Annotated in this window: 19 protein-coding genes; 15 read left to right on the forward strand and 4 right to left on the reverse strand. The window is 65.5% G+C overall.

Annotated elements, in window-relative coordinates; all coding sequences use genetic code 11:
• Positions 1-8: 8 nt before the first annotated feature.
• The 9 genes from AC1D1F_RS17710 to AC1D1F_RS17750 are packed head-to-tail and all read left to right on the forward strand — an operon-like array spanning position 9 to position 8164.
• A complete protein-coding gene (locus tag AC1D1F_RS17710) occupies positions 9-1214 on the forward strand; it encodes a type II secretion system F family protein (protein ID WP_477696506.1) in 1206 nt (401 codons plus the stop codon).
• On the forward strand, positions 1201-2706 hold the full coding sequence (locus AC1D1F_RS17715; protein ID WP_477676020.1) for a hypothetical protein: 1506 nt from the start codon (positions 1201-1203) through the stop codon (positions 2704-2706). The genes AC1D1F_RS17710 and AC1D1F_RS17715 overlap by 14 nt, the downstream gene beginning before the upstream one ends.
• A complete protein-coding gene (locus AC1D1F_RS17720; RefSeq protein ID WP_477676021.1) occupies positions 2694-3365 on the forward strand; it encodes a hypothetical protein in 672 nt (223 codons plus the stop codon). Before AC1D1F_RS17715 ends, AC1D1F_RS17720 begins: the two co-directional genes overlap by 13 nt.
• A 44-nt stretch (positions 3366-3409) precedes the next feature.
• Positions 3410-3817 (forward strand): hypothetical protein, encoded by a 408-nt coding sequence (locus AC1D1F_RS17725; protein ID WP_477676022.1) that lies wholly within the window; start codon positions 3410-3412, stop codon positions 3815-3817.
• A complete protein-coding gene (locus AC1D1F_RS17730; protein ID WP_477676023.1) occupies positions 3814-5124 on the forward strand; it encodes a hypothetical protein in 1311 nt (436 codons plus the stop codon). The genes AC1D1F_RS17725 and AC1D1F_RS17730 overlap by 4 nt, the downstream gene beginning before the upstream one ends.
• A complete protein-coding gene (locus AC1D1F_RS17735; RefSeq protein WP_477676024.1) occupies positions 5121-5882 on the forward strand; it encodes a type II secretion system protein in 762 nt (253 codons plus the stop codon). Before AC1D1F_RS17730 ends, AC1D1F_RS17735 begins: the two co-directional genes overlap by 4 nt.
• A 2-nt stretch (positions 5883-5884) precedes the next feature.
• A complete protein-coding gene (locus tag AC1D1F_RS17740; protein ID WP_477676025.1) occupies positions 5885-6685 on the forward strand; it encodes a hypothetical protein in 801 nt (266 codons plus the stop codon).
• Entirely contained in the window at positions 6675-7391 is a 717-nt protein-coding gene (locus AC1D1F_RS17745) for a hypothetical protein (protein ID WP_477676026.1), read from the forward strand. The genes AC1D1F_RS17740 and AC1D1F_RS17745 overlap by 11 nt, the downstream gene beginning before the upstream one ends.
• Positions 7388-8164: an ABC transporter ATP-binding protein gene (locus AC1D1F_RS17750; RefSeq protein WP_477676027.1), complete on the forward strand. Its 777-nt coding sequence runs from the start codon at positions 7388-7390 to the stop codon at positions 8162-8164. The genes AC1D1F_RS17745 and AC1D1F_RS17750 overlap by 4 nt, the downstream gene beginning before the upstream one ends.
• Before the next feature lie 82 nt (positions 8165-8246).
• Here AC1D1F_RS17750 and AC1D1F_RS17755 read toward each other — a convergent pair whose 3' ends face one another.
• Complete coding sequence (locus AC1D1F_RS17755; RefSeq protein WP_477676028.1) at positions 8247-8801, reverse strand: fasciclin domain-containing protein; 555 nt, start codon at positions 8799-8801, stop codon at positions 8247-8249.
• Between the two features lie 183 nt (positions 8802-8984).
• Positions 8985-9590 (reverse strand): phosphoribosylglycinamide formyltransferase, encoded by a 606-nt coding sequence (gene purN / locus AC1D1F_RS17760; RefSeq protein WP_477676029.1) that lies wholly within the window; start codon positions 9588-9590, stop codon positions 8985-8987.
• Positions 9591-9745: 155 nt separating this feature from the next.
• On the opposite strand from purN, the gene AC1D1F_RS17765 reads away from it, so the two are divergent.
• Together AC1D1F_RS17765 and AC1D1F_RS17770 are read left to right on the forward strand one after the other, a co-directional pair.
• Positions 9746-10927, forward strand: coding sequence for an acyl-CoA dehydrogenase family protein (locus tag AC1D1F_RS17765; RefSeq protein WP_477696509.1), 1182 nt, complete (start codon positions 9746-9748; stop codon positions 10925-10927).
• 29 nt (positions 10928-10956) lie between these two features.
• Complete coding sequence (locus AC1D1F_RS17770) at positions 10957-12072, forward strand: acyl-CoA dehydrogenase family protein (protein WP_477676031.1); 1116 nt, start codon at positions 10957-10959, stop codon at positions 12070-12072.
• Positions 12073-12087: 15 nt separating this feature from the next.
• On the opposite strand, the gene AC1D1F_RS17775 is transcribed toward AC1D1F_RS17770, so the two are convergent.
• Positions 12088-12645, reverse strand: a complete 558-nt coding sequence (locus AC1D1F_RS17775) for an HNH endonuclease (protein ID WP_436153452.1) — start codon at positions 12643-12645, stop codon at positions 12088-12090.
• A gap of 162 nt (positions 12646-12807) precedes the next feature.
• Between AC1D1F_RS17775 and AC1D1F_RS17780 the strand changes: the two genes are divergently transcribed.
• The 4 genes from AC1D1F_RS17780 (at position 12808) to AC1D1F_RS17795 (ending at position 17892) form a co-directional block, all read left to right on the forward strand.
• Positions 12808-13842 (forward strand): bifunctional riboflavin kinase/FAD synthetase, encoded by a 1035-nt coding sequence (locus AC1D1F_RS17780; protein ID WP_477696510.1) that lies wholly within the window; start codon positions 12808-12810, stop codon positions 13840-13842.
• Positions 13843-13950: 108 nt separating this feature from the next.
• Positions 13951-16782 carry an isoleucine--tRNA ligase gene (gene ileS / locus AC1D1F_RS17785; protein ID WP_477696511.1) on the forward strand — a complete coding sequence of 944 codons (2832 nt, stop codon included), beginning with the start codon at positions 13951-13953 and terminating at the stop codon, positions 16780-16782.
• On the forward strand, positions 16782-17282 hold the full coding sequence (lspA, locus tag AC1D1F_RS17790) for a signal peptidase II (protein ID WP_477676035.1): 501 nt from the start codon (positions 16782-16784) through the stop codon (positions 17280-17282). The genes ileS and lspA overlap by 1 nt, the downstream gene beginning before the upstream one ends.
• Positions 17283-17304: 22 nt before the next feature.
• A complete protein-coding gene (locus tag AC1D1F_RS17795; RefSeq protein WP_477676036.1) occupies positions 17305-17892 on the forward strand; it encodes a hypothetical protein in 588 nt (195 codons plus the stop codon).
• Between the two features lie 18 nt (positions 17893-17910).
• Here the strand turns inward: AC1D1F_RS17795 and AC1D1F_RS17800 are convergent, their stop codons facing one another.
• A complete protein-coding gene (locus AC1D1F_RS17800; protein ID WP_477676037.1) occupies positions 17911-18873 on the reverse strand; it encodes a Bug family tripartite tricarboxylate transporter substrate binding protein in 963 nt (320 codons plus the stop codon).
• Between the last annotated feature and the right edge of the window lie 8 nt (positions 18874-18881).

Raw genomic sequence — 18881 nt, forward strand, 5'->3', positions numbered from 1 at the left:
AAGCCGCCATGCCGCGATACAAATGGACCGCACTGGCCGCCGACGGCGCCCGCCTCAACGGCCAGACCACAGCGGCCGACGCCGGCGCCCTGGCCGCGCAGCTCGAGCAATCGGGCTTGCTGCTGGTCAAGGCGCGCGCGCAGGGCGGCTCATTTCGCCTCATGCGCGCCCGCATCCGCCTGCTGGACCTCGTCAACTTCAGCTTCCAGGCGACCATGATGCTGCGTGCCGGCGTGCCGCTCATGGAAGCGCTACGCGACATGGAAAGCGCCGAAGGCAACCCGGCGCTGCGCCAGGTCATCAGCGGGCTGGCGGAGGGCCTGAGCTCGGGCAAGACACTCTCGCAAGCCATGGCGGCACATCCCCTGGCCTTCGATGAGGTGTATGTGAGCCTGGTGCGCGCCGGCGAGAGCAGCGGCCAGCTGCCCGAGGTCTTCGCCAAACTCACCGAGACCCTCAAATGGCAGCATGAAATCGCCTCGCAGACGCGCAAGGCACTGATCTACCCTTGCGCCGCGCTGGTCATCATCACCGGCGTCACGCTGTTCCTCATGAGCTACCTGGTGCCCCAGGTCGCCAGCCTGCTCAAGGTCATGCGCATCGAGTTGCCCTGGCAGACGGTGCTCATGATCAAGATATCGGAAGTCGTCGAGGCTCATGTGGGCAAGATCGTGGCGGGCCTGGTTTCTCTGGTGGTGCTGCTGCCGACGCTGGCGCGCATCCCCGGGCCTATGCGCGGCGTGGTCGACGGCATCAAGCTCAAGCTGCCCATCGTGGGGCCGGTGCTGCGCCAGATCGCACTCGCGCGTTTTGCTTATGTCCTGGCGCTGCTCTACGCGGCCGGCATCACGGTGGTGGAGGCGCTCAAGGTGGTGGAGATCGCGGTCGGCAACCGCGCCGTGGCGCAGGCCGTGGCGGTTGCGCATGGCAGCATCGTCCAGGGCCGGGGCCTGAGCGCCGCGTTCTCCGGCATGACCATGTTTCCGCCCATGGTGGTCAGCATGCTGCGCGTCGGCGAGGCCACTGGCTCCCTTGACGCGGCGCTCGAAAACGTCAGCTACTTCTACACCCGGCAGGCGCGCGAATCCGTGGAAAACCTGCAGGCGACGCTGCAGCCGGTGCTCACCGTCGTGCTGGGCCTCATGCTGGGCGCCGTGATCTTCTGCACGCTGGGGCCCTTGTACGACTCGGTGATCACCAATGCCAAATTCTGAATTCGTTCCCGCGCCGTTGCGCGTGCTGCACCTGGAGGGAGAGCAGCCGCGCGTCTACGCCGTCGCGGGCCACGGCCTGGTGGAGGAGTTCGGCCCGCAACAGGGATGGACGCAGCCGCAGGCGCTGACCGAGCACGCGAGCCGCGATCCCGGTTGCCGCTGGCTGGTACTCGCCGACTATGCCGAGGAAGAATTCTGGGGCGACGTGATGCCGCCACTTCGCGGCGCGGCGCGCAAGGCCTGGCTGGCGCGCATGCACCAGCGTTTTGCGATGGAGTCGCCCTTTCGCTGGGTTTCTTTGCAGGGGCCAAGCCGATCCCGTCCCGGCAAGCTGCGCGTGTTGGGCTACAGCCTGGGCAATGCCGGCCGCGTAATGCCCTGGCTGGAGGCGCTGGAAGGCGCGCAGGCCCGCCTGGGCGGCATCTATGCCCCGGTCATGCTGGCGGCGCCACTGCTGCGCCGGCTCAGCGTCCCTCGCCGCGGGGCTGTGGTGCTGGTCACATCGCATCCGTCGGGGCTGCGGCAATGCGTGGTGATCGACGGCCGCCCCTGCTTCTCACGCCTGGCCCTGCGCACCGATGCCGTGGGCGCGGGCTGGCTGGCCGCGGTGCGCGAGGAAACCTCGCGCCTGAAGGATTACCTGCTCGAAAACGGCATCCTCGTGCGCGACAAAGCCCCGCTGCACGTCGTGAGCATATGTCCCCGGGGGGTGGACAGCCAGGCCGCCGCCGGCCTGGACGCGGCAAACAATATGTACCACCTGCTGCAGGCCGATGTGCTTGCCAGGGCTCTCAAGCTGCCGCCGGCCTGGGCCGATTCGCCAGAATTGTCCCGGCTGCTGTTTGTGCATGCGCTGGCCCGCGGCGCGCCGCCGGGGCAATTGGCGCCGGCCGCGCTGCTGCACAGCGACTGGGTGGCGCGCACCGCGCGCAACACGCGACTGGCGGGCTACGGCCTCTGCGGCGCGTGCCTGCTGTATACGGCCGGCCTGGCCGTGTCGTTGTGGCCGCTGGCCGACCGGTTGAACGAAGCGACCGCCAGCACCCGAAATTTCGATGCCCGCTACCAGCGCGAAGCGGCAACCTTTCCCGCATCCGCATTAAAAGCGGACGAACTGGTCGCGCTGGAACAAAAGGCCAAAACCCTCGCGGCAAGCGCGGCCGGCCCGCGCATCCTGCTCGCCGCGGCAGGTGGCGTATTGGAGAAACACCCTGAACTCCAGCTGGACCAGTTGCTCTGGGAGCGAGGCGCCTCTGGGCCCACGGCCCCGCCCACGCTGCAGGTACGCGGCGCGGTGCAAGGCCTGCAGCCCGACGACCTGCGCGGCGCGCGCGATGCGATGACACGCTTCACCGCCAGCCTGGTCTCGGCGGGCTTGTCGGCGGAAGTCATCAAGGCTCCCCTGGACCTGCAAAGCAGCGCCAGCATCAGCGGCTCAGGCCAGCAGGACAAGACCGAACTGGGCTTCGAGGTAAAAGTATGGAACAAATAACCTCACGCCAGGCCTGGCATCCTGGAACCTGGCCCGCACCATTGCGGCACGCCGCCCGGCAAGCCAGCGCCATGGCGGCGGCCGGTTTGCTGCTGGCGGGCGGATTCCATTGGTGGCGCGCCGACATGGCCGGCAGGCTGGAACGCCAGTTGAAGGCCGAACAAACCAGCAGCCAGCGCTTTCTCAACAGCGGCCGCGAAAGGGCTGACATCGAGCGTCTCTTGCCGCTGCTGCAAAACCTGCAGTCGCAAGGCCTTTACGGCGAAGAAAAAAGGCTCGAATGGATAGAACGCCTGCGCGGCATGGAAAGACGCTGGCCGGGCCTCAAGCTGCAGTACGCCATTGAAGCCCAGTCGATGCAGCCGGCCACAGCCAATACCGCCGCCCCTGCCATGCCGGCCCCGCCCGCCGCCGCTGGAGGCTCGCGACGCATCGAACTGTTCGCCACACACATGCGCCTGAGCATGACGCTGGTGCACGAGGAAGACATGCTGCGTGTGCTGGAAGACCTCGCGGCCTCGCGGCTGGGCCGGGTCAGCGTGGAGCGCTGCGAGATGAACCGTGCCAACGGCGCGGCGATCAAGGCGGAATGCACCCTGGTCTGGAACACGCTGGGGGCCTCCGAGCCGCCGGCGCGCACGGTGGGAGCCAGGCCATGAAGTTGATCCCAAAAGCCCTCGCAGCCCTTTTGCTTGGCGGTTGCATGCTCCCGCTATTGGCCCTCGCCGGGCAGGACGGTCTGGGACGGCTTTTCTACACGGCAGCCGAGCGGGCCGAGATGGAAGCCAGGCGTTTCGGCCAGCCCGCGCCGCAGGAAGCCGCCGCACGCGCGCTGGCCTCCGTGCTGCGCATAGACGGCATCGCACTTCGCCCCCAGGGCAAAACCACCGTCTGGATCAACGGCACGCCCTACCTGGAACGGGACCTGCCCTATGGCGTGCGCGTGCGCCGCGACGCCGCGGGCCGCGTGCTGGGGGTGGAAATGCCGCTGCAGGATGGAGAGATAGAGCGTGCGGCGATTGGCGAGACGCTGATGCGCCCGCTCGCCAGCGCGGCCGCAGCGGCTTCGGCGCCTTCGGGGACGGCAGTCAAACCGGGGGTGGCGAAATGAAGCCGCATCGGGGTTTTGTCGCGCTGCTGATGGTGGTGCTGGTCGCGGTCGGCGTCTTTGGTGCGATGGCCGCGTGGGTGGCGAGCAATCCGCCGCGCTCGAAGCAATCGATCAACCAGGAGGTGCTGATGCAGGCCAGGGAGGCGCTGCTGGCGTATGTTGCGGTGGGCAGCGACCCGGCCAATGTTCTAACCCGGAAAACACGCTTGCCGTGCCCCGACAGGGACGGTGATGGTGTTGCCGACACAGCCCCGGACACCAGCAACTGCGGCATGGCGCGGCAACCGGCGATTGGCTTGCTTCCCTGGAAAACTTTGGGGCTTGCGCCATTGCGCGATGCCGATGGCGGATGCCTTTGGTATGCGGTCAGCGGAGATTTCAAAGATGCTGCAGATCTCGCGGCCACAACGCCTGTCAACGCAGATAGCGACGGCGCCATCACGGTGGTCAATGAAGCCGGAAACAGCTTGGCGGCAAAGCTTGTCGCGGTGGTTTTTGCGCCGGGTGCGAAACTGGGATCGCAGGTACGCACCGACCCCACCATGCTCAGTGCCGACAAGCCTTGCGCCACGCCTACCAGCGCCGCGTCCAGTGGTGGTGCGGCCGCTGATGTCGCCGGCTACCTGGACTCCGGCGAGATCAACGCCGGAGCCATCCCTCCCACTATTACCTTCAAGCAGCTGACAGGGACGGTCGACAAACAATCGCTGGTCAATGACCAGCTCGCCTGGATCATGGCAGACGACTATGCAGCCATCGCTACGCAGCGCAATGCCGATGCGTTAAAACAGGCACTCATCAATGCCTCCGCCGCAGTGGATCAACGGATGCCGTTTGCCGCGGCCGCGCCGGGCGAAATATGCGAGCAGAACCGGTACACCGGATTTCTGCCGAAGAGCTGCTCCTACATCTATGGCGTCGATACCAATGGCGCACCCCTTACACGGACATTCGATCTGGCGTTGATCGCGCCGCAGGCCACACTTGACAATTGGCATCAGCTGGCTTTCTATGCGGTCGCACCAGGCTGCGCTCTCGATGCCGCAAGCTGCAATGCGGCAACTGCGCCGGTATTGAAGCCGCCCGTCGCGTCCGCAGCCAGAGCGGTGCTGCTCATGCGCGGGAAACAGCAACCGAGCTGCCGGTTGACGGATTCCAACCTCACCGTCCTCGATCAATGGCTGCCGTGTATCGAGAGCCAGTCCAACCGAAGCGCGCTGTCCAACCCCATGGTTTCGCAGGCCAGAACATTCGCCACGCCTGACAAGCGTCCCACCTCCAATGACATCTTGAGGGAATTGCCATGACCCCTGTCCGGCGACGCTGCGGCACGCGCCAAGGCGGCTTTACTCTGGTGGAACTGGCCCTGGTGGTCGGCATCGTGGCGATTTTGCTGGGAGGCTTGCTGGTGCCAATAAGCCGCTCCATCGAGCAAAAGGCGATAGCTACCACGCAAGCAAATCTCGAATTGGCTCAACAAGCCTTGTTGGGGTACGCCCTTATCAACGGAAGCCTGCCATGCCCTGATCCGGGTATCGACCCGAACACCGAGGGTCAAGCCTCATCTGCCGATGCGAGCGGGTGCTCAAGCACAAGTGTGGGCCGCTTGCCTTGGGCCACTCTGGGCATCCAGGGTGTTGACGGCTGGGGCAACCGGCTTGACTATGCCGTCTACGCGCCTCTGGGTGCGAGCGTCTCCACGGTCACCGCGAGCAACCTGGAAGTCTGGTGCACCAAGCTGACGGTGGCTGACGTTCCTGCTGGTATTCCAGGCTGCCTGACCACTGGAGGCGCTGTGGTCAAGCCGTCAACGAAAGCCAGCTTTGTTGTCTATTCGCGCGGCAAGAACGGCTCGGGTGCATATCGCCCGGGAGGGTCGATCAACTCTGCCCCCAGTACGACCTTGATAGATGAAACCCAGAACCAATCAACCTCGGGAGGCGTCTTCATCTCCCGATTTCAGACCGACGCCAAAAGCACTACCGGCGAATTCGACGACCTCATGGTCTGGATGCCCTCCTCCCTGCTGGTCGCCAAACTCTTCGCCGCCGGAAAGTGGCCATAACAATGCAAACACTGTCGCGCCAGCTCACTCCCCTCGCCGCCATCATCCGCCTGACCCTCATCGAAGCCTGGCGCGGCCGCAGCGCGCGCCTGCTGCTGCTCTTCCTCGCGGCGGTCTACGCGTTGGGGGCTTTTGCCGCCTCCATGGCGGTGACCGAAGGAGCGGAAACCCGGCTGGCGCTGGCCGCGCATCTTTACCGCCTGGGCCTGGTGCTGGCACTCGCGCTGATCGTGGTGTCCAGCACGGTGCGCGACATGGAGGGCGGTTTCTTCCAGGTACTGCTCGCCTTTCCCTTGTCGCGCGCGCAATTCGTCGTCGGGCGGCAAGCCGGTTACATGCTGCTGGCCCTGCTCGCCGCGGCGGGAGCCACGGGTGTCATGCTGACCATGACCGTGCCCGGTGGCCGTGCCGGCGTACTGGCCTGGGGTGCATCCCTGGCGTTGGAGCTCAGCATCGTCGTGGCGGCGGCCCTGTTCTTTTCACTGGGCTTGCGCCGTGTGCTGCCGGCTTATGCGGGCTGCTGCGCTTTTTACCTTTGGGCGCGGCTGCTCGACGTTGCGCGCTTCATGGCCGCGCACCCCGTCGGCCAGGATGCCGCCTCCTGGGACGTGGTGGCGGGCCGGGCCACCTTCGACCTGCTGGGCTGGCTGTTGCCGCCGCTGGCAAGCTTCGCTCCCACATCCTGGACGCTGGGCGGGCCGGTGCAAGCCACGCTGCTTGCGCTCCAATGCGCTTGGGCGCTCTGGTATGCGGCGCTGTGCGCGGGCGCCTCCTTGATAGATTTGTACCGCCGTGAAGTTTGATTGGCGCCGTACCAGCAGCACGCGCCGCGCGCCTGCGCGCGTGACGGCCGTGTTCGCGCTGCTGCTGGCCGGCCAGGTCGCGCTGGCGCTGTGGCGCGGCGTGCCCGAAGCGGGCGCACAGCCGCTGGGGCGGCCTCCCGGCATGGCCGCCTCGCGCCTCATGTCGCTGGACGATACAGTGCCGCTGGCCAAGATGCTGGACTTGTACCTGCAGGCGCACGACGTGCAACCCGGCCTGAGCCTGCCCTGGCGCGAGCTCGACTACGGCCAGGTGGTCGCCTGGCTGGAGCACATCCTGCAACTCGATCCGCAGGGCCAGTACCCGCTGCTGGCGGCCGCGCGGCTTTACACCCAGGTGCCCGACCCGGAACGCCAGCGCCTCATGACCGACTTCGTCGCCAGCCAGTACCCGCAAGACCCACTGCAACGCTGGCGCTGGATGGCGCATGTGGCCTACGTCGCCAAAGTTCAGATGAAGGATCCGGAACTGGCCGTGCGCTACGCAGCCGAACTGCGGCACTACGCGGAAGGCTTGTCGCAGGTGCCGGCCTGGGCGCGGCAGATGGAGATTTTCCTGCGCATGGGCCAGAACGACCTGGACACCGCCAGGGCGTTGCTGGGCGCGCTGCTGGCCAGCGGGCAAATCCACGACGACAACGAGCTGCGCTTTCTGACGCAGACCCTCAAGGAACTGGAACAGAAATGAACGCCCTTCAACAGCCGGCGCTGCAGGCACGCCAGGTCTACAAAAACTACGGCGCATCTCAGGCTCGCGCGGCGCTGGCCGATGTTTCGCTCGAGGTCCATCCCGGCGAATGCCTGGCTTTGCTGGGAATGAACGGCGCGGGCAAGACCACCTTGATCAAATGCCTGCTGGACCTGGCCGCCCCCACCTCGGGCGCCCTGACCCTCTTCGGCCAGGACCACGGCCGGCCGCTTTCACGTGAGCAGCTTGCCTATGTGCCTGAACGTTTCTCGCCGCCCGGCTGGCTGCATGCGCGAGATTATTTCCGGCTCGCGGCGCAATTGCACGGCCTGGTGTTTCCGCAACGGGAACTCATCGGCATGCTGGCCGAGCTGGACCTGGAAGAAGACATCCTCGACAGGCCGCTGCGCGAATGCTCCAAGGGCATGGCGCAAAAAATCGGCCTGGCGGCGGCTTTCCTGGCGCGGCGCCGGTTGCTGGTGCTGGACGAGCCCATGAGCGGCCTGGACCCGCTCTCCCGCATCCGCGTGCGGCAGCAACTGCGCCTGCAACGCAAGGCCGGCTGCGCGGTGCTGATGAGCACCCATTCGCTCGCGGATGTCGAAGACCTGGCCGACCGCGTCGCCATCCTGCACGCCGGCAGCCTGCGTTTTATCGGCACCGTCGACGAATGGCTGTCGCAGCACAAGACCTGCGACATGGAAGAGGCCTACCTGGCGGTGGTGGAAGCGGCCAGGGAAGCGCCGGACATTCCCCAGCCCCCAACCCACTGACCCCTTCGAAGCGGACGCAACAAGGCCCGCGCACAGCCATGCCGCGCGCGGGCCTGAGAACTTTGCCCTTTCCTCGAGTCGCTTACTTGGGCAACAGCACCTTGTCGACCACGTGGATCACGCCGTTGGACTGGTAAACGTCGGCGATGCTCACGGCGGCCACGCCGCCTTTTTCATCGGTCACCGTGATCTTGCCGCCGCTTGATTTAGCCACCAGCGTGCCGCCAGCTACTGTCTTGATGGAGGCCATGCCCTTGCCGTCGGCAATCATCTTGCCGATGGCGGCGGCGTCCCATTTTCCGGCCACCACGTGGTAGGTCAGAACGCCGGTCAGCATGCCCTTGTTCTCGGGCTTGAGCAAGGTGTCCACCGTGCCGGCGGGCAGCGCCGCGAAGGCCGCGTTGGTGGGGGCGAACACCGTGAACGGGCCCGGGCCTTTGAGCGTGTCGACCAGGCCCGCGGCCTTGACCGCCGCGACCAGCGTGGTGTGGTCCTTGGAATTGACGGCATTGTCAATGATGTCCTTGCTGGCCAGCATGGGCGCGCCGCCCACCATGACTTGCGCGAACGAAGGAATCGCGGCGAGCGACAGGGCCAGCGCCACACCGAGGGAAGCGAGTTTATGTTGGGTCTGCATGTGAAGTCCTTTGAAAAAGTTGAACCGGGATGAACCAAAAGCCGAAATCACAGGGATTCAAGCGGCTGTGATGAATACGGGGCGCAGGCCCCGCTGGATTCAAAACAGATCCGGTTTCAACTTTTTTTCAAGGCCATCACTGGCGACAAGAAGCAAGCCCGCTTGCCTGCGAGCCGGAAAACTTCAGTCGCCGCGTTCGAAAAACCCACGCACGGCTTGCGGAAAGATCAGGTGCTCCTGCGTGAGTACACGCGCGGCCAGGGTTTCGGCCGTGTCACCCGGCAGCACCGGCACCACGGCCTGGGCCAGGGTGGCACCGTGGTCGAGTTCGGCCGTCACCTGGTGCACCGTGGCGCCCGCCACCTTGCAGCCGGCGTCAATCGCGCGCTGGTGCGTGTTAAGGCCAGTGAAGGCCGGCAACAGCGAGGGATGGATGTTGATGAGCCGCCCCGCGTAGTGCCGCACAAAGCCGGGCGTCAGGATGCGCATGAAGCCGGCCAGCACCACCAGCGCCGGCATATAGCCGTCTATACGCGCCATCAATTCGGCGTCAAAAGCCTCGCGCGAATCAAAGGCCTTGTGCGGCACCACAGCGGTGGCGATGCCCAGGCCTTCGGCCAGTTCCAGCCCGGCGGCGTCGGCCCGGTTGCTGATCACGGCGGCCACCTGGGCGCCGTAGAGGCCGCGCCAGCCTTCCTTGTCCGCCGCGCGGGCAATGGCGGCCATGTTGGAGCCGCTGCCGGAAATCAGGATGACGATGTTTTTGTTCGGTTTGTTCGCGCTGGCCATAGCCCTCTAGTTTAGAACGGGGCAGGAACCCGGCCAGCGTCCGTTTTGCCGATGTCCCAACTGAGACATAAAATTGCGAACGACCGTGCTAAAAATAAGAAATTGACCGCAGGCGACCGACTGCGGACACCCCGACAACCTGGAGACATCCCACCATGGATTTAGCTTTCACCCCTGAAGAACAGGCCTTTCGCGAAGAGATACGCGCCTGGGTTCATGCCAACCTGCCGGCCGACATTTCGCACAAGGTGCACAACGCCCTGCGGCTGACGCGTGATGACATGCAGCGCTGGGCAAAAATCCTCGGCAAAAAAGGCTGGCTGGGCCACGGCTGGCCCAAGGAATTCGGCGGCCCGGGCTGGAATGCGGTGCAAAAACATTTGTTTGAAGAAGAGTGCGCGCTGGCTGGCGCGCCGCGCGTTGTGCCCTTCGGCCCGGTGATGGTGGCGCCTGTGATCATGGCTTTCGGTACCGCCGAGCAGCAAAAGCGCTTCCTGCCCGGCATTGCCAGCGGCGAAGTCTGGTGGAGCCAGGGTTACAGCGAGCCGGGCTCGGGCTCCGACCTGGCCTCGGTCAAGTGCCGGGCCGAGCGCCAGGGCGACAAATACATCGTCAACGGCCAGAAGACCTGGACCACGCTGGGCCAGTACGGCGAATGGATTTTCTGCCTGGTCCGCACCAGCACCGAAGGCAAGCCGCAGACCGGCATCTCCTTTTTGCTGATCGACATGAAGTCGCCCGGCGTGACGGTGCGCCCCATCGTGCTGCTGGACGGCGAGGCCGAGGTCAATGAAGTCTGGTTCGACAACGTCGAAGTGCCGGCCGAGAACCTGATCGGCGAAGAGAACAAGGGCTGGACTTACGCCAAGCACCTGCTGAGCCACGAACGCACCAATATCGCCGACGTGAACCGCGCCAAACGCGAGCTCGAGCGCCTGAAGCGCATCGCCAAGGCCGAAGGCGTCTATGACGACCAGCGCTTTCGCGACGAGATCGCCAAGCTCGAAGTCGACGTGGTGGCGCTTGAAATGCTGGTGCTGCGCGTGCTCTCGGCCGAAAAATCGGGAAAGAACTCGCTGGACATCGCGGGCCTGCTCAAGATACGCGGCAGCGAAATCCAGCAGCGCTACAGCGAACTCATGATGCTGGCCGCCGGTCCCTTCAGCCTGCCTTTCATCGAAGAAGCCATGGAAGCCGGCTGGCAGGGCGACTTCCCCGGCGGCCTGGCGGGCGACGCGCCGCTGGCGTCCACCTACTTCAATATGCGCAAAACCACGATTTACGGCGGCTCCAACGAAGTGCAGCGAAACATCGTCTCGCAAGTCGTCCTCGGCTAAGCAGTCGCACAGAAAACAGGAAACACATCATGGATTTCGATTTCACCGACGACCAGGAACAGCTGCGCGACGCCGTGCGCAAATGGGTGGACAAGGGCTACGACTTCGAGCGCCGCCGCGGCATCGCCAAAGCCGGCGGTTTCTCGCGCGAGGCTTACGGCCAGATCGCCGAACTGGGCCTGACCGGCCTCTACATCCCCGAGGCCGACGGCGGCCTGGGCATGGGCCCCGTCGAGGGCATGGTGGTGATGGAAGAGCTGGGCCGCGGCATCGTGCTGGAGCCCTTTGCCCAGGCGCTGATCGCCGGCGCCGTGCTTGCCGGCTACGCGCCGGCCGCCGTCAAGGCCGCCTGGCTGCCGAACATCGCTTCCGGTGAAAGCCTGGTCGTGCTGGCCTACCAGGAACGCGCGGCGCGCTACGATTTTGAGAAATGCGAGGCCACGGCCACCGCGTCCGGCGACGCCTGGACGCTGAACGGCACCAAAAGCATAGTCCCTGCCGGCGACCAGGCGGATGCCTTCATCGTGCCCGCAATGGCCAAGGGCAAGCTCGCGCTGTTCCTGGTTGAACGCGCGGCAGCCGGCGTCACGACGCGCGGCTACGGCACCCAGGACGGTGGCCGCGCCGCCGAGGTGGTGCTCAAGAACGCGCCGGCCGCGCTGATCACGCTGAACTGCCTCACGGCCCTGGCCCAGGCGGTCGACATCGGCATCGCCGCGGCTTGCGCCGAGGCCGTGGGCGTGATGGACAAGACCCTGGCCATCACCGTCGAGTACATGAACACCCGCAAGCAGTTCGGCGTGGCCATCAGCAGCTTCCAGGCCCTGCGCCACCGCGTGGCCGACATGAAGATGCAGCTGGAGCTCGCCCGCTCCATGAGCTATTACGCCTCGCTCAAGCTCAACGCCCCGGCCGACGAACGCCGCACGGCACTGGCCCGCGCCAAATACCAGCTCGGCGTGTCCATGCGTTTTGTCGGCCAGCAGGCGGTGCAACTGCACGGCGGCATAGGCGTGACCGACGAATACATCGTGAGCCACTACTTCAAGAAGCTGACCCAGCTGGAAATGACGTTTGGCGACACGCTGCACCACCTGGGCGAGGTGTCGGAGCGGATGCAGGAGACGGCTGGCGTATTTGCCTGAGCCGCCCCCAGAGCCTCACGCGTGCAAGCGTGAGGTTTTGGGAATATGCGCCATCAAGAACTCCATCTGGTCCGCCAGGATGCGGCGGTTGCGCAGGATGAAGTCTTCCCAGAGGCTGGGCACATAAGGCGTGTACAGCAGCGGCATGTGGGCCTGCTCGGGCGTGCGGCTGCTCTTGCGGTGGTTGCAGGCGCGGCAGGCCGTCACCACGTTCATCCAGGTGTCTATGCCGTTCTGCGCGAAGGGGATGATGTGCTCGCGCGTCAGGTCTTCCTCATGGAAATGCCCGCCGCAGTAGGCGCACACATTGCGGTCGCGGGCGAACAGCTTGCCGTTGGTCAGGCCCGGTTTGAGGTCGAAGGGGTTGATGTTGGGCACACCCTTGGTGCCGATGATGCTGTTGACCGTGATGATGGACTGCTGGCCCGTGATGGCGTTGTGGCCTCCGTGGAAGACCACCACCCGCGCGCCCATCTCCCAGCGCACCTCGTCGGCCGCGTAGTGCAACACGGCTTGTTCAAGGCTGATCCACGACTGTGGCAATCCCTGGGCTGAGAGCTTCAAGACCTTCAAAACGAACCTCCATCAAGGTGGACGACGCATGGAAACGGGGTACTGGGCTAACTGTGTATCAATATACAGTGAAATCATGAAAAACGCCCCCAAATCCCCCATTAACCACGTTCAAGCCCCGTTTGGCCGGGCTCCCGCGCTACAAAAACGATAATTGCCCCCATGAAAGTTTTCCGTGGCTACCACCATCCCCAGCTGGCCGAACACTGCGCCCTGACCATAGGCAACTTCGACGGCGTGCACCGCGGCCACCAGGCCATGCTGGCGCTGCTGAAAAACGAGGCCCAGCACCGGGGCGTGCCCAGCTGCGTGATGAGCTTCGAGCCCCATCCGCGCGACTATTTCGCGGCCATGGCGCGCAAGCCCGAACTGGCGCCGGCGCGTATCGCCACCCTGCGCGACAAGCTCACCGAACTCGCGCGCTGCGGCATAGACCAGTGCGTGGTGCTGCCCTTTAACGCCGCCCTGGCCGGCCAGCCGGCCGAGGCCTTTATCCAGGACGTGCTGGTGCGCGGCCTGGGCGTCCAGTACGTGCTGGTGGGCGACGACTTCCGCTTCGGCGCCAAGCGCGTGGGCGACTACGCCATGCTGGACGCCGCCGGCGAGCGCCTGGGTTTTGACGTCGCCCGCATGAACAGCTATGAAGTGCATGGCACCCGGGTGTCGAGCTCGGCCGTGCGCGAGGCGCTGGCCCAGGGCCGCATGGACCGCGTCGCCGGCCTGCTGGGCCGGCCCTACAGCGTCTCCGGCCACGTGGTCCATGGCCGAAAACTCGGGCGCGACCTCGGTTTTCGCACCCTCAACCTGCGCTTTTCGCACTGGAAACCGGCGGCCGGCGGGATTTTCGCGGTGCAGGTGCACGGCCTGGGCGACAAGCCCCTCCCAGGCGTGGCCAACCTGGGCATACGGCCCTCGCTGGACCCGGCCGACGTCAACGGCGGGCGTGTGCTGCTGGAGACGCATTGCCTCGAATGGCCCGCCGGCCTTGGGCCCGAGGGGGCATACGGTAAAATCATCCGCGTGGAACTGCTGCACAAACTGCACGACGAACTGAAATACGACAGCCTGGAGAGCCTGAAAACAGGCATCGCCAAGGACTGCGACGAGGCTCGGGCGTTTTTTGCCCAGGCGCCGCAGTCGTTTTCAGCCGCCATGCACACGGAAACCAGCCGCCAGACCACGCGCGACCGAATTTAGACGATCTCGTCGCCTCTGGCCCCGCCCTGCTCTCACGGCGGATGGCTTTCCTCCCCACCGTATTGCCGGCGGCCCCGCTCCCTCAGGCCGCCCTAACAAAAGCATCCCATGTCCGAGACCAAAACCGATTACCGCAGCACCCTGAACCTGCCAGACACCCCGTTTCCCATGCGCGGCGACCTGCCCAAGCGCGAGGCCGGCTGGGCCAAGGAATGGGACGACAAAGGCATTTACAAGAAGCTGCGCGACGTGCGCGCCGGCAAGCCCAAATTCGTGCTGCACGACGGCCCGCCCTATGCCAACGGCAAGATCCACATCGGCCACGCCGTCAACAAGGTCCTCAAGGACATGATCGTCAAGGCGCGCCAGCTCAAGGGCCTGGACGCGATCTACGTGCCCGGCTGGGACTGCCACGGCCTGCCGATCGAAAACGCCATCGAAAAACTGCACGGCCGCAACCTGCCGCGTGACGAGGTGCAGGCCAAGAGCCGCGCCTTCGCCACCGAACAGATCGAGGGCCAGCGGGCCGACTTCAAGCGCCTGGGCGTGCTCGGCGAATGGGACAACCCCTACCGAACCATGGATTTCGGCAACGAGGCCAATGAAATCCGCGCGCTCAAACGCATCATGGAACGCGGCTTCGTCTACCGCGGCCTGAAGCCCGTGTACTGGTGTTTTGACTGCGGCTCCTCGCTGGCCGAGTTTGAGATCGAATACGCCGACAAGAAATCGCAGACGCTGGACGTCGGCTTCAAATGCGCCGAGCCGCAAAAGCTGGCACTGGCTTTCGGCCAGGCCACGCTGGGCAAGGACGCCTTCGCGGTCATCTGGACGACGACCGCCTGGACCATCCCCGCCAACCAGGCGCTGAACCTGAACCCGGAGCTCGAATATTCGCTGGTGGACACCGAGCGCGGATTGCTGGTGCTGGCCTCGGTGCTGGTCGACAAATGCCTGGAGCGCTTCCAGCTGCAAGGACGCGTCATTGCCGTCACCAAGGGCGAAAACCTTGCGAAGATCAACTTCGAGCATCCGTTTTATGACGTCGATCCGGGCTACCACCGCTTCAGCCCCGTCTTCCTGGCCGACTACGCCACCGCCGACGACGGCACCGGTATCGTGCACTCCTCACCCGCCTACGGCGTGGAAGACTTTAACTCCTGCGTGGCCAACGGCATTGCCTATGACGACATCCTGAACCCGGTGCAGGGCAACGGCCGTTATGTCGACGAACTGCCGATGTTCGGCGGCCTCAACATCTGGAAGGCCGCGCCGCTGGTCATCGAAAAACTGCGCGAGCACGGCCGCCTTTTTGCGACGCAGGACATCCTGCACAGCTACCCGCACTGCTGGCGCCACAAGACGCCGGTGATCTACCGCGCGGCGGCCCAGTGGTTCATCCGCATGGACGGCGAAACCGCCGGCACCCAGGGCGTGTTCGCCAGCGACAAGGCCGGCAAGACCCTGCGCGAGCTGGCCCTGGCCGCCATCGAGGAAACCAGCTTCTACCCTGAAAACGGCAAGGTCCGCCTGCGCGACATGATCGCCGGCCGCCCCGACTGGTGCATCAGCCGCCAGCGCAACTGGGGCGTGCCCCTGCCCTTTTTCATCCACACCGCCACCGGCGAGCTGCACCCGCGCACCATGGAAATCATGGACCAGGCCGCCCGCATGGTGGAAGCCGGCGGCATCGAGGCCTGGAGCAAGGCCAGCGCCGAATCCATCCTGGGCGCCGAAGCCGCCGACTACATCAAGAGCACCGACATCCTCGACGTCTGGTTCGACTCCGGCACCACGCACGACCACGTGCTGCGCCACAGCCACGCCGCGCAGTCGACCTGGCCGGCCGACCTTTACCTCGAAGGCCACGACCAGCACCGCGGCTGGTTCCATTCCTCGCTGCTCACCGCCTGCGCCATGTACGACCGCGCGCCCTACAAGGGCCTGCTGACGCACGGCTTCACCGTCGACGGCAAGGGCCGCAAGATGAGCAAGAGCGAAGGCAACGTCGTGGTGCCGCAGGAAGTCAGCGACAAGCTGGGCGCCGAGATCATCCGCCTGTGGTGCGCGTCGACCGACTACTCGGGCGACCTGGGCATCGACGACAAGATCCTGGCCCGCGTGGTCGACGCTTACCGCCGCATCCGCAATACCCTGCGCTTCCTGATGGCCAACGTCAGCGACTTCGACCCGGCCAAGGATGCCGTGCCGCTGGAGCAGATGCTGGAGATCGACCGCTACGCGCTGAGCCGCGCGGCGCAGTTGCAGGCCGACATCCTGGCGCACTACGAGGTCTATGAATTCCACCCGGTGGTCTCCAAGCTGCAGATCTATTGCAGCGAAGACCTGGGCTCTTTCTACCTCGACATCCTGAAAGACCGGCTCTACACCACCGGCCCCAAATCGCTGGCCCGCCGCAGCGCGCAGACCGCGCTCTGGCGCATCACGCACGCCATGTTGCGCTGGATGGCACCTTTCCTGAGCTTCACGGCGGAAGAAGCCTGGAAGGTGTTCGGGAAGTCCGAATCCATCTTCATGGAAACCTATGCCGAGTTCCCCGCACCCGACGCGGCGCTGCTGGCCAAGTGGGCGCGCATCCGCGAGTTGCGCGACGCGGTCAACAAGGACATCGAAACCCTGCGCGCCGACGGCAAGGTCGGCTCCTCGCTGCAAGCCAACGTGGTGCTCGAAGTGCCGGCCGACGACCACGCGCTGCTGGCCGGCCTCGGTGAAGACCTGAAGTTCGTCTTCATCACCTCCGCCATCGAAGTGGCCGCCGCTAATGCGGTGTCGACCCAGGTGACGCCTAGCAGCGATGCCAAATGCGAGCGCTGCTGGCACTACCGCGCCGACGTGGGCCATGACCCCTCCCACCCGACAATTTGCGGCCGCTGCACCAGCAACCTGTTCGGCGCCGGTGAAGATCGGAAGTTCGCCTGATGCCAAAAACCACCTTCACCCGTTCCCCCAGCTCGCTGCTGCCCTGGCTGGGCCTGGCGCTGATCATCCTCATCGCCGACCAGTTCACCAAGGTGCTGATCCTGGGCTACTACCGCCTGGGCGACTCCACTTACGTGACCAGCTTCTTCAACGTCGTGCGGGTGCACAACACCGGCGCGGCCTTCTCCTTCCTGGCTGAGGCCTCGGGCTGGCAGCGTTGGTTCTTCACCGCCATCGGCGTCGCCGCGGCGCTGTTCATCATCTGGATGCTGCGCTCGCATGCCGGGCAAAAGCTGTTCTCCTTCGCGCTGGCCTGCATCCTGGGCGGCGCGCTGGGCAATGTCATAGACCGCACGCTGCACGGCTACGTCGTGGACTTCCTGCAGTTCCACTGGGCGGGCTGGTATTTCCCCTCGTTCAATGTCGCCGACGCGGCCATCACCATAGGCGCGGCCTGCCTGATCCTGGACGAGCTGCTGCGGGTTCGCAAAACCAGCTAGGCTGCGGGCCCCAGCGAGTCCCATGACAGCCTCCATCCTTGAGCCGCTAGCGGCGGAATGGGCCGGCGAGCCCGCCCTGCATTCCAGGGTGCAGAGCTGGAGCTGGTTCAGGCAGGCCTTCGGCCAGGCGCTGCAAAGCCATGCCGTGGCGCCTTCCACCAGCTGGTCGGTGGATGAAGAGAGCCTGGCGAAGGCGTTTTTTTCCTGGGCCGAACTGGTCGAGCTGTATGCGCCCTACGAGGCGCTCGACGCCGCCGATTTCCGGCATTTCATTTTGGGCTTGCTGCTGCAAAAACTGCTGGAAGCCCAGCCCCCCGTGCTGCGTGATGTTCCCGCCAACGCCGCGGCCGTGCCCCTCACAAGTTTTGTGCTGACCCTGCTGCAGGCCCTGCACAAGAATGCCGGCACGGCCGCGCTCACGCTGGATGCGGCCGCGCTCACCGGCCCGCGCTGGGCCAGCTACGTCGAAAACATCGCTGAAGACAGCTCGACCGCGACCTGTTTTCTCGACCAGATGACCGGCCTGCCACCGGCCTGGCAAAGCCGCTCGCTGATAGAGCACCGGCCCGCGATGCAAAAAGCGCTGGCACTCGCGCGCCAGCGCTCCTGAACCCCGCAGCGCCCCGGCTCAACCGAGCTTCATATTGGTCGAGGTGATCAGGTGCTTCCAGCGCTGGTAGTCGGCCGCCACATAGGCTGAGATCGCCGCGCCTTCGAGCAGGGTCGGCTCGGTCGCATCCTGGCGCAGCCGGGCGGCGACGGCGGGCTGGGCGATCAGCTTGTTGACCGCGGCATTGAGCTCCGAGGTGATCGCCGCCGGCGTGCCCGGGGGCGCCATCAGGCCCCAGTAATTGTTGACGTCGAAGTCCTTGAAGCCGAGCTCCTCCATGCCCGGCACGCCGGGCACGCTGGGCGCGCGGTCCTTGGACGTCAGCGCCAGGGCCTTGACCTTGCCGTCCTTGATGTAGGGCATCAACGCCGGCACGCTGCCGGTCATGAACTGGAGCTGGCCGGCCAGCAGGTCGGTGGTCGCGAACGCAATGCCGCGGTAGGGGATGTGAACAATGGCGGTGTGGGTGCGCTGCTTGAGCAGTTCCACCACCAGATGGTTGATGCTGCCGTTGCCGGCCGAGCCGTAGTTGTACTTGCCCGGGCTCGTCTTGACGTGGTCCATGGCTTCGCGCAGGTTGTTGCCCGGCAGGCTGGGGTGCGCGGCAAACAGCAGCGGGCCCGCGCCCATGATAGCCACGGGCGCGAACTGTGTCGGGTCGTATTTGGGCGTGCCGCCCGAGGCCGCCACCGTGGTGAAGGGCGAGGCGATGAACAACAGGGTCTGCCCGTCGGGCGGCGCCTTGGCCACCAGGTCGGCGCCCACCGCGCCGCCGGCGCCGGTGCGGTTGTCGATGACGAACTGCCGGCCCATGGACTTGCTGAGTTCGGAGCCGAAAAACCTGGCCATCGCATCGCTGCCCGCGCCGGGCGCGAAGGGCACGATGATTTTGCAGATCGCCGAAGGCTGGGCCCGCAGCTGCGCCACGGCGCAAACCGCGGCCAGCCCGCCGGCCGCCTGGATCAGGGAACGTCGTTTCATCTTTGTCT

This window comes from Polaromonas sp. P1_H6, from assembly GCF_056405195.1.

Coding starts and splice junctions, on each gene's coding strand:
- lspA (WP_477676035.1), top strand. CDS start 16,782: ATGCCAAAAACCACCTTCACCCGTTCCCCCAGCTCGCTGCTGCCCTGG.
- AC1D1F_RS17710 (WP_477696506.1), top strand. CDS start 9: ATGCCGCGATACAAATGGACCGCACTGGCCGCCGACGGCGCCCGCCTC.
- AC1D1F_RS17765 (WP_477696509.1), top strand. CDS start 9,746: ATGGATTTAGCTTTCACCCCTGAAGAACAGGCCTTTCGCGAAGAGATA.
- AC1D1F_RS17715 (WP_477676020.1), top strand. CDS start 1,201: ATGCCAAATTCTGAATTCGTTCCCGCGCCGTTGCGCGTGCTGCACCTG.
- AC1D1F_RS17755 (WP_477676028.1), bottom strand. CDS start 8,801: ATGCAGACCCAACATAAACTCGCTTCCCTCGGTGTGGCGCTGGCCCTG.
- AC1D1F_RS17750 (WP_477676027.1), top strand. CDS start 7,388: ATGAACGCCCTTCAACAGCCGGCGCTGCAGGCACGCCAGGTCTACAAA.
- AC1D1F_RS17730 (WP_477676023.1), top strand. CDS start 3,814: ATGAAGCCGCATCGGGGTTTTGTCGCGCTGCTGATGGTGGTGCTGGTC.
- AC1D1F_RS17780 (WP_477696510.1), top strand. CDS start 12,808: ATGAAAGTTTTCCGTGGCTACCACCATCCCCAGCTGGCCGAACACTGC.
- ileS (WP_477696511.1), top strand. CDS start 13,951: ATGTCCGAGACCAAAACCGATTACCGCAGCACCCTGAACCTGCCAGAC.
- AC1D1F_RS17720 (WP_477676021.1), top strand. CDS start 2,694: ATGGAACAAATAACCTCACGCCAGGCCTGGCATCCTGGAACCTGGCCC.
- AC1D1F_RS17740 (WP_477676025.1), top strand. CDS start 5,885: ATGCAAACACTGTCGCGCCAGCTCACTCCCCTCGCCGCCATCATCCGC.
- AC1D1F_RS17735 (WP_477676024.1), top strand. CDS start 5,121: ATGACCCCTGTCCGGCGACGCTGCGGCACGCGCCAAGGCGGCTTTACT.
- AC1D1F_RS17795 (WP_477676036.1), top strand. CDS start 17,305: ATGACAGCCTCCATCCTTGAGCCGCTAGCGGCGGAATGGGCCGGCGAG.
- purN (WP_477676029.1), bottom strand. CDS start 9,590: ATGGCCAGCGCGAACAAACCGAACAAAAACATCGTCATCCTGATTTCC.
- AC1D1F_RS17725 (WP_477676022.1), top strand. CDS start 3,410: ATGCTCCCGCTATTGGCCCTCGCCGGGCAGGACGGTCTGGGACGGCTT.
- AC1D1F_RS17770 (WP_477676031.1), top strand. CDS start 10,957: ATGGATTTCGATTTCACCGACGACCAGGAACAGCTGCGCGACGCCGTG.
- AC1D1F_RS17800 (WP_477676037.1), bottom strand. CDS start 18,873: ATGAAACGACGTTCCCTGATCCAGGCGGCCGGCGGGCTGGCCGCGGTT.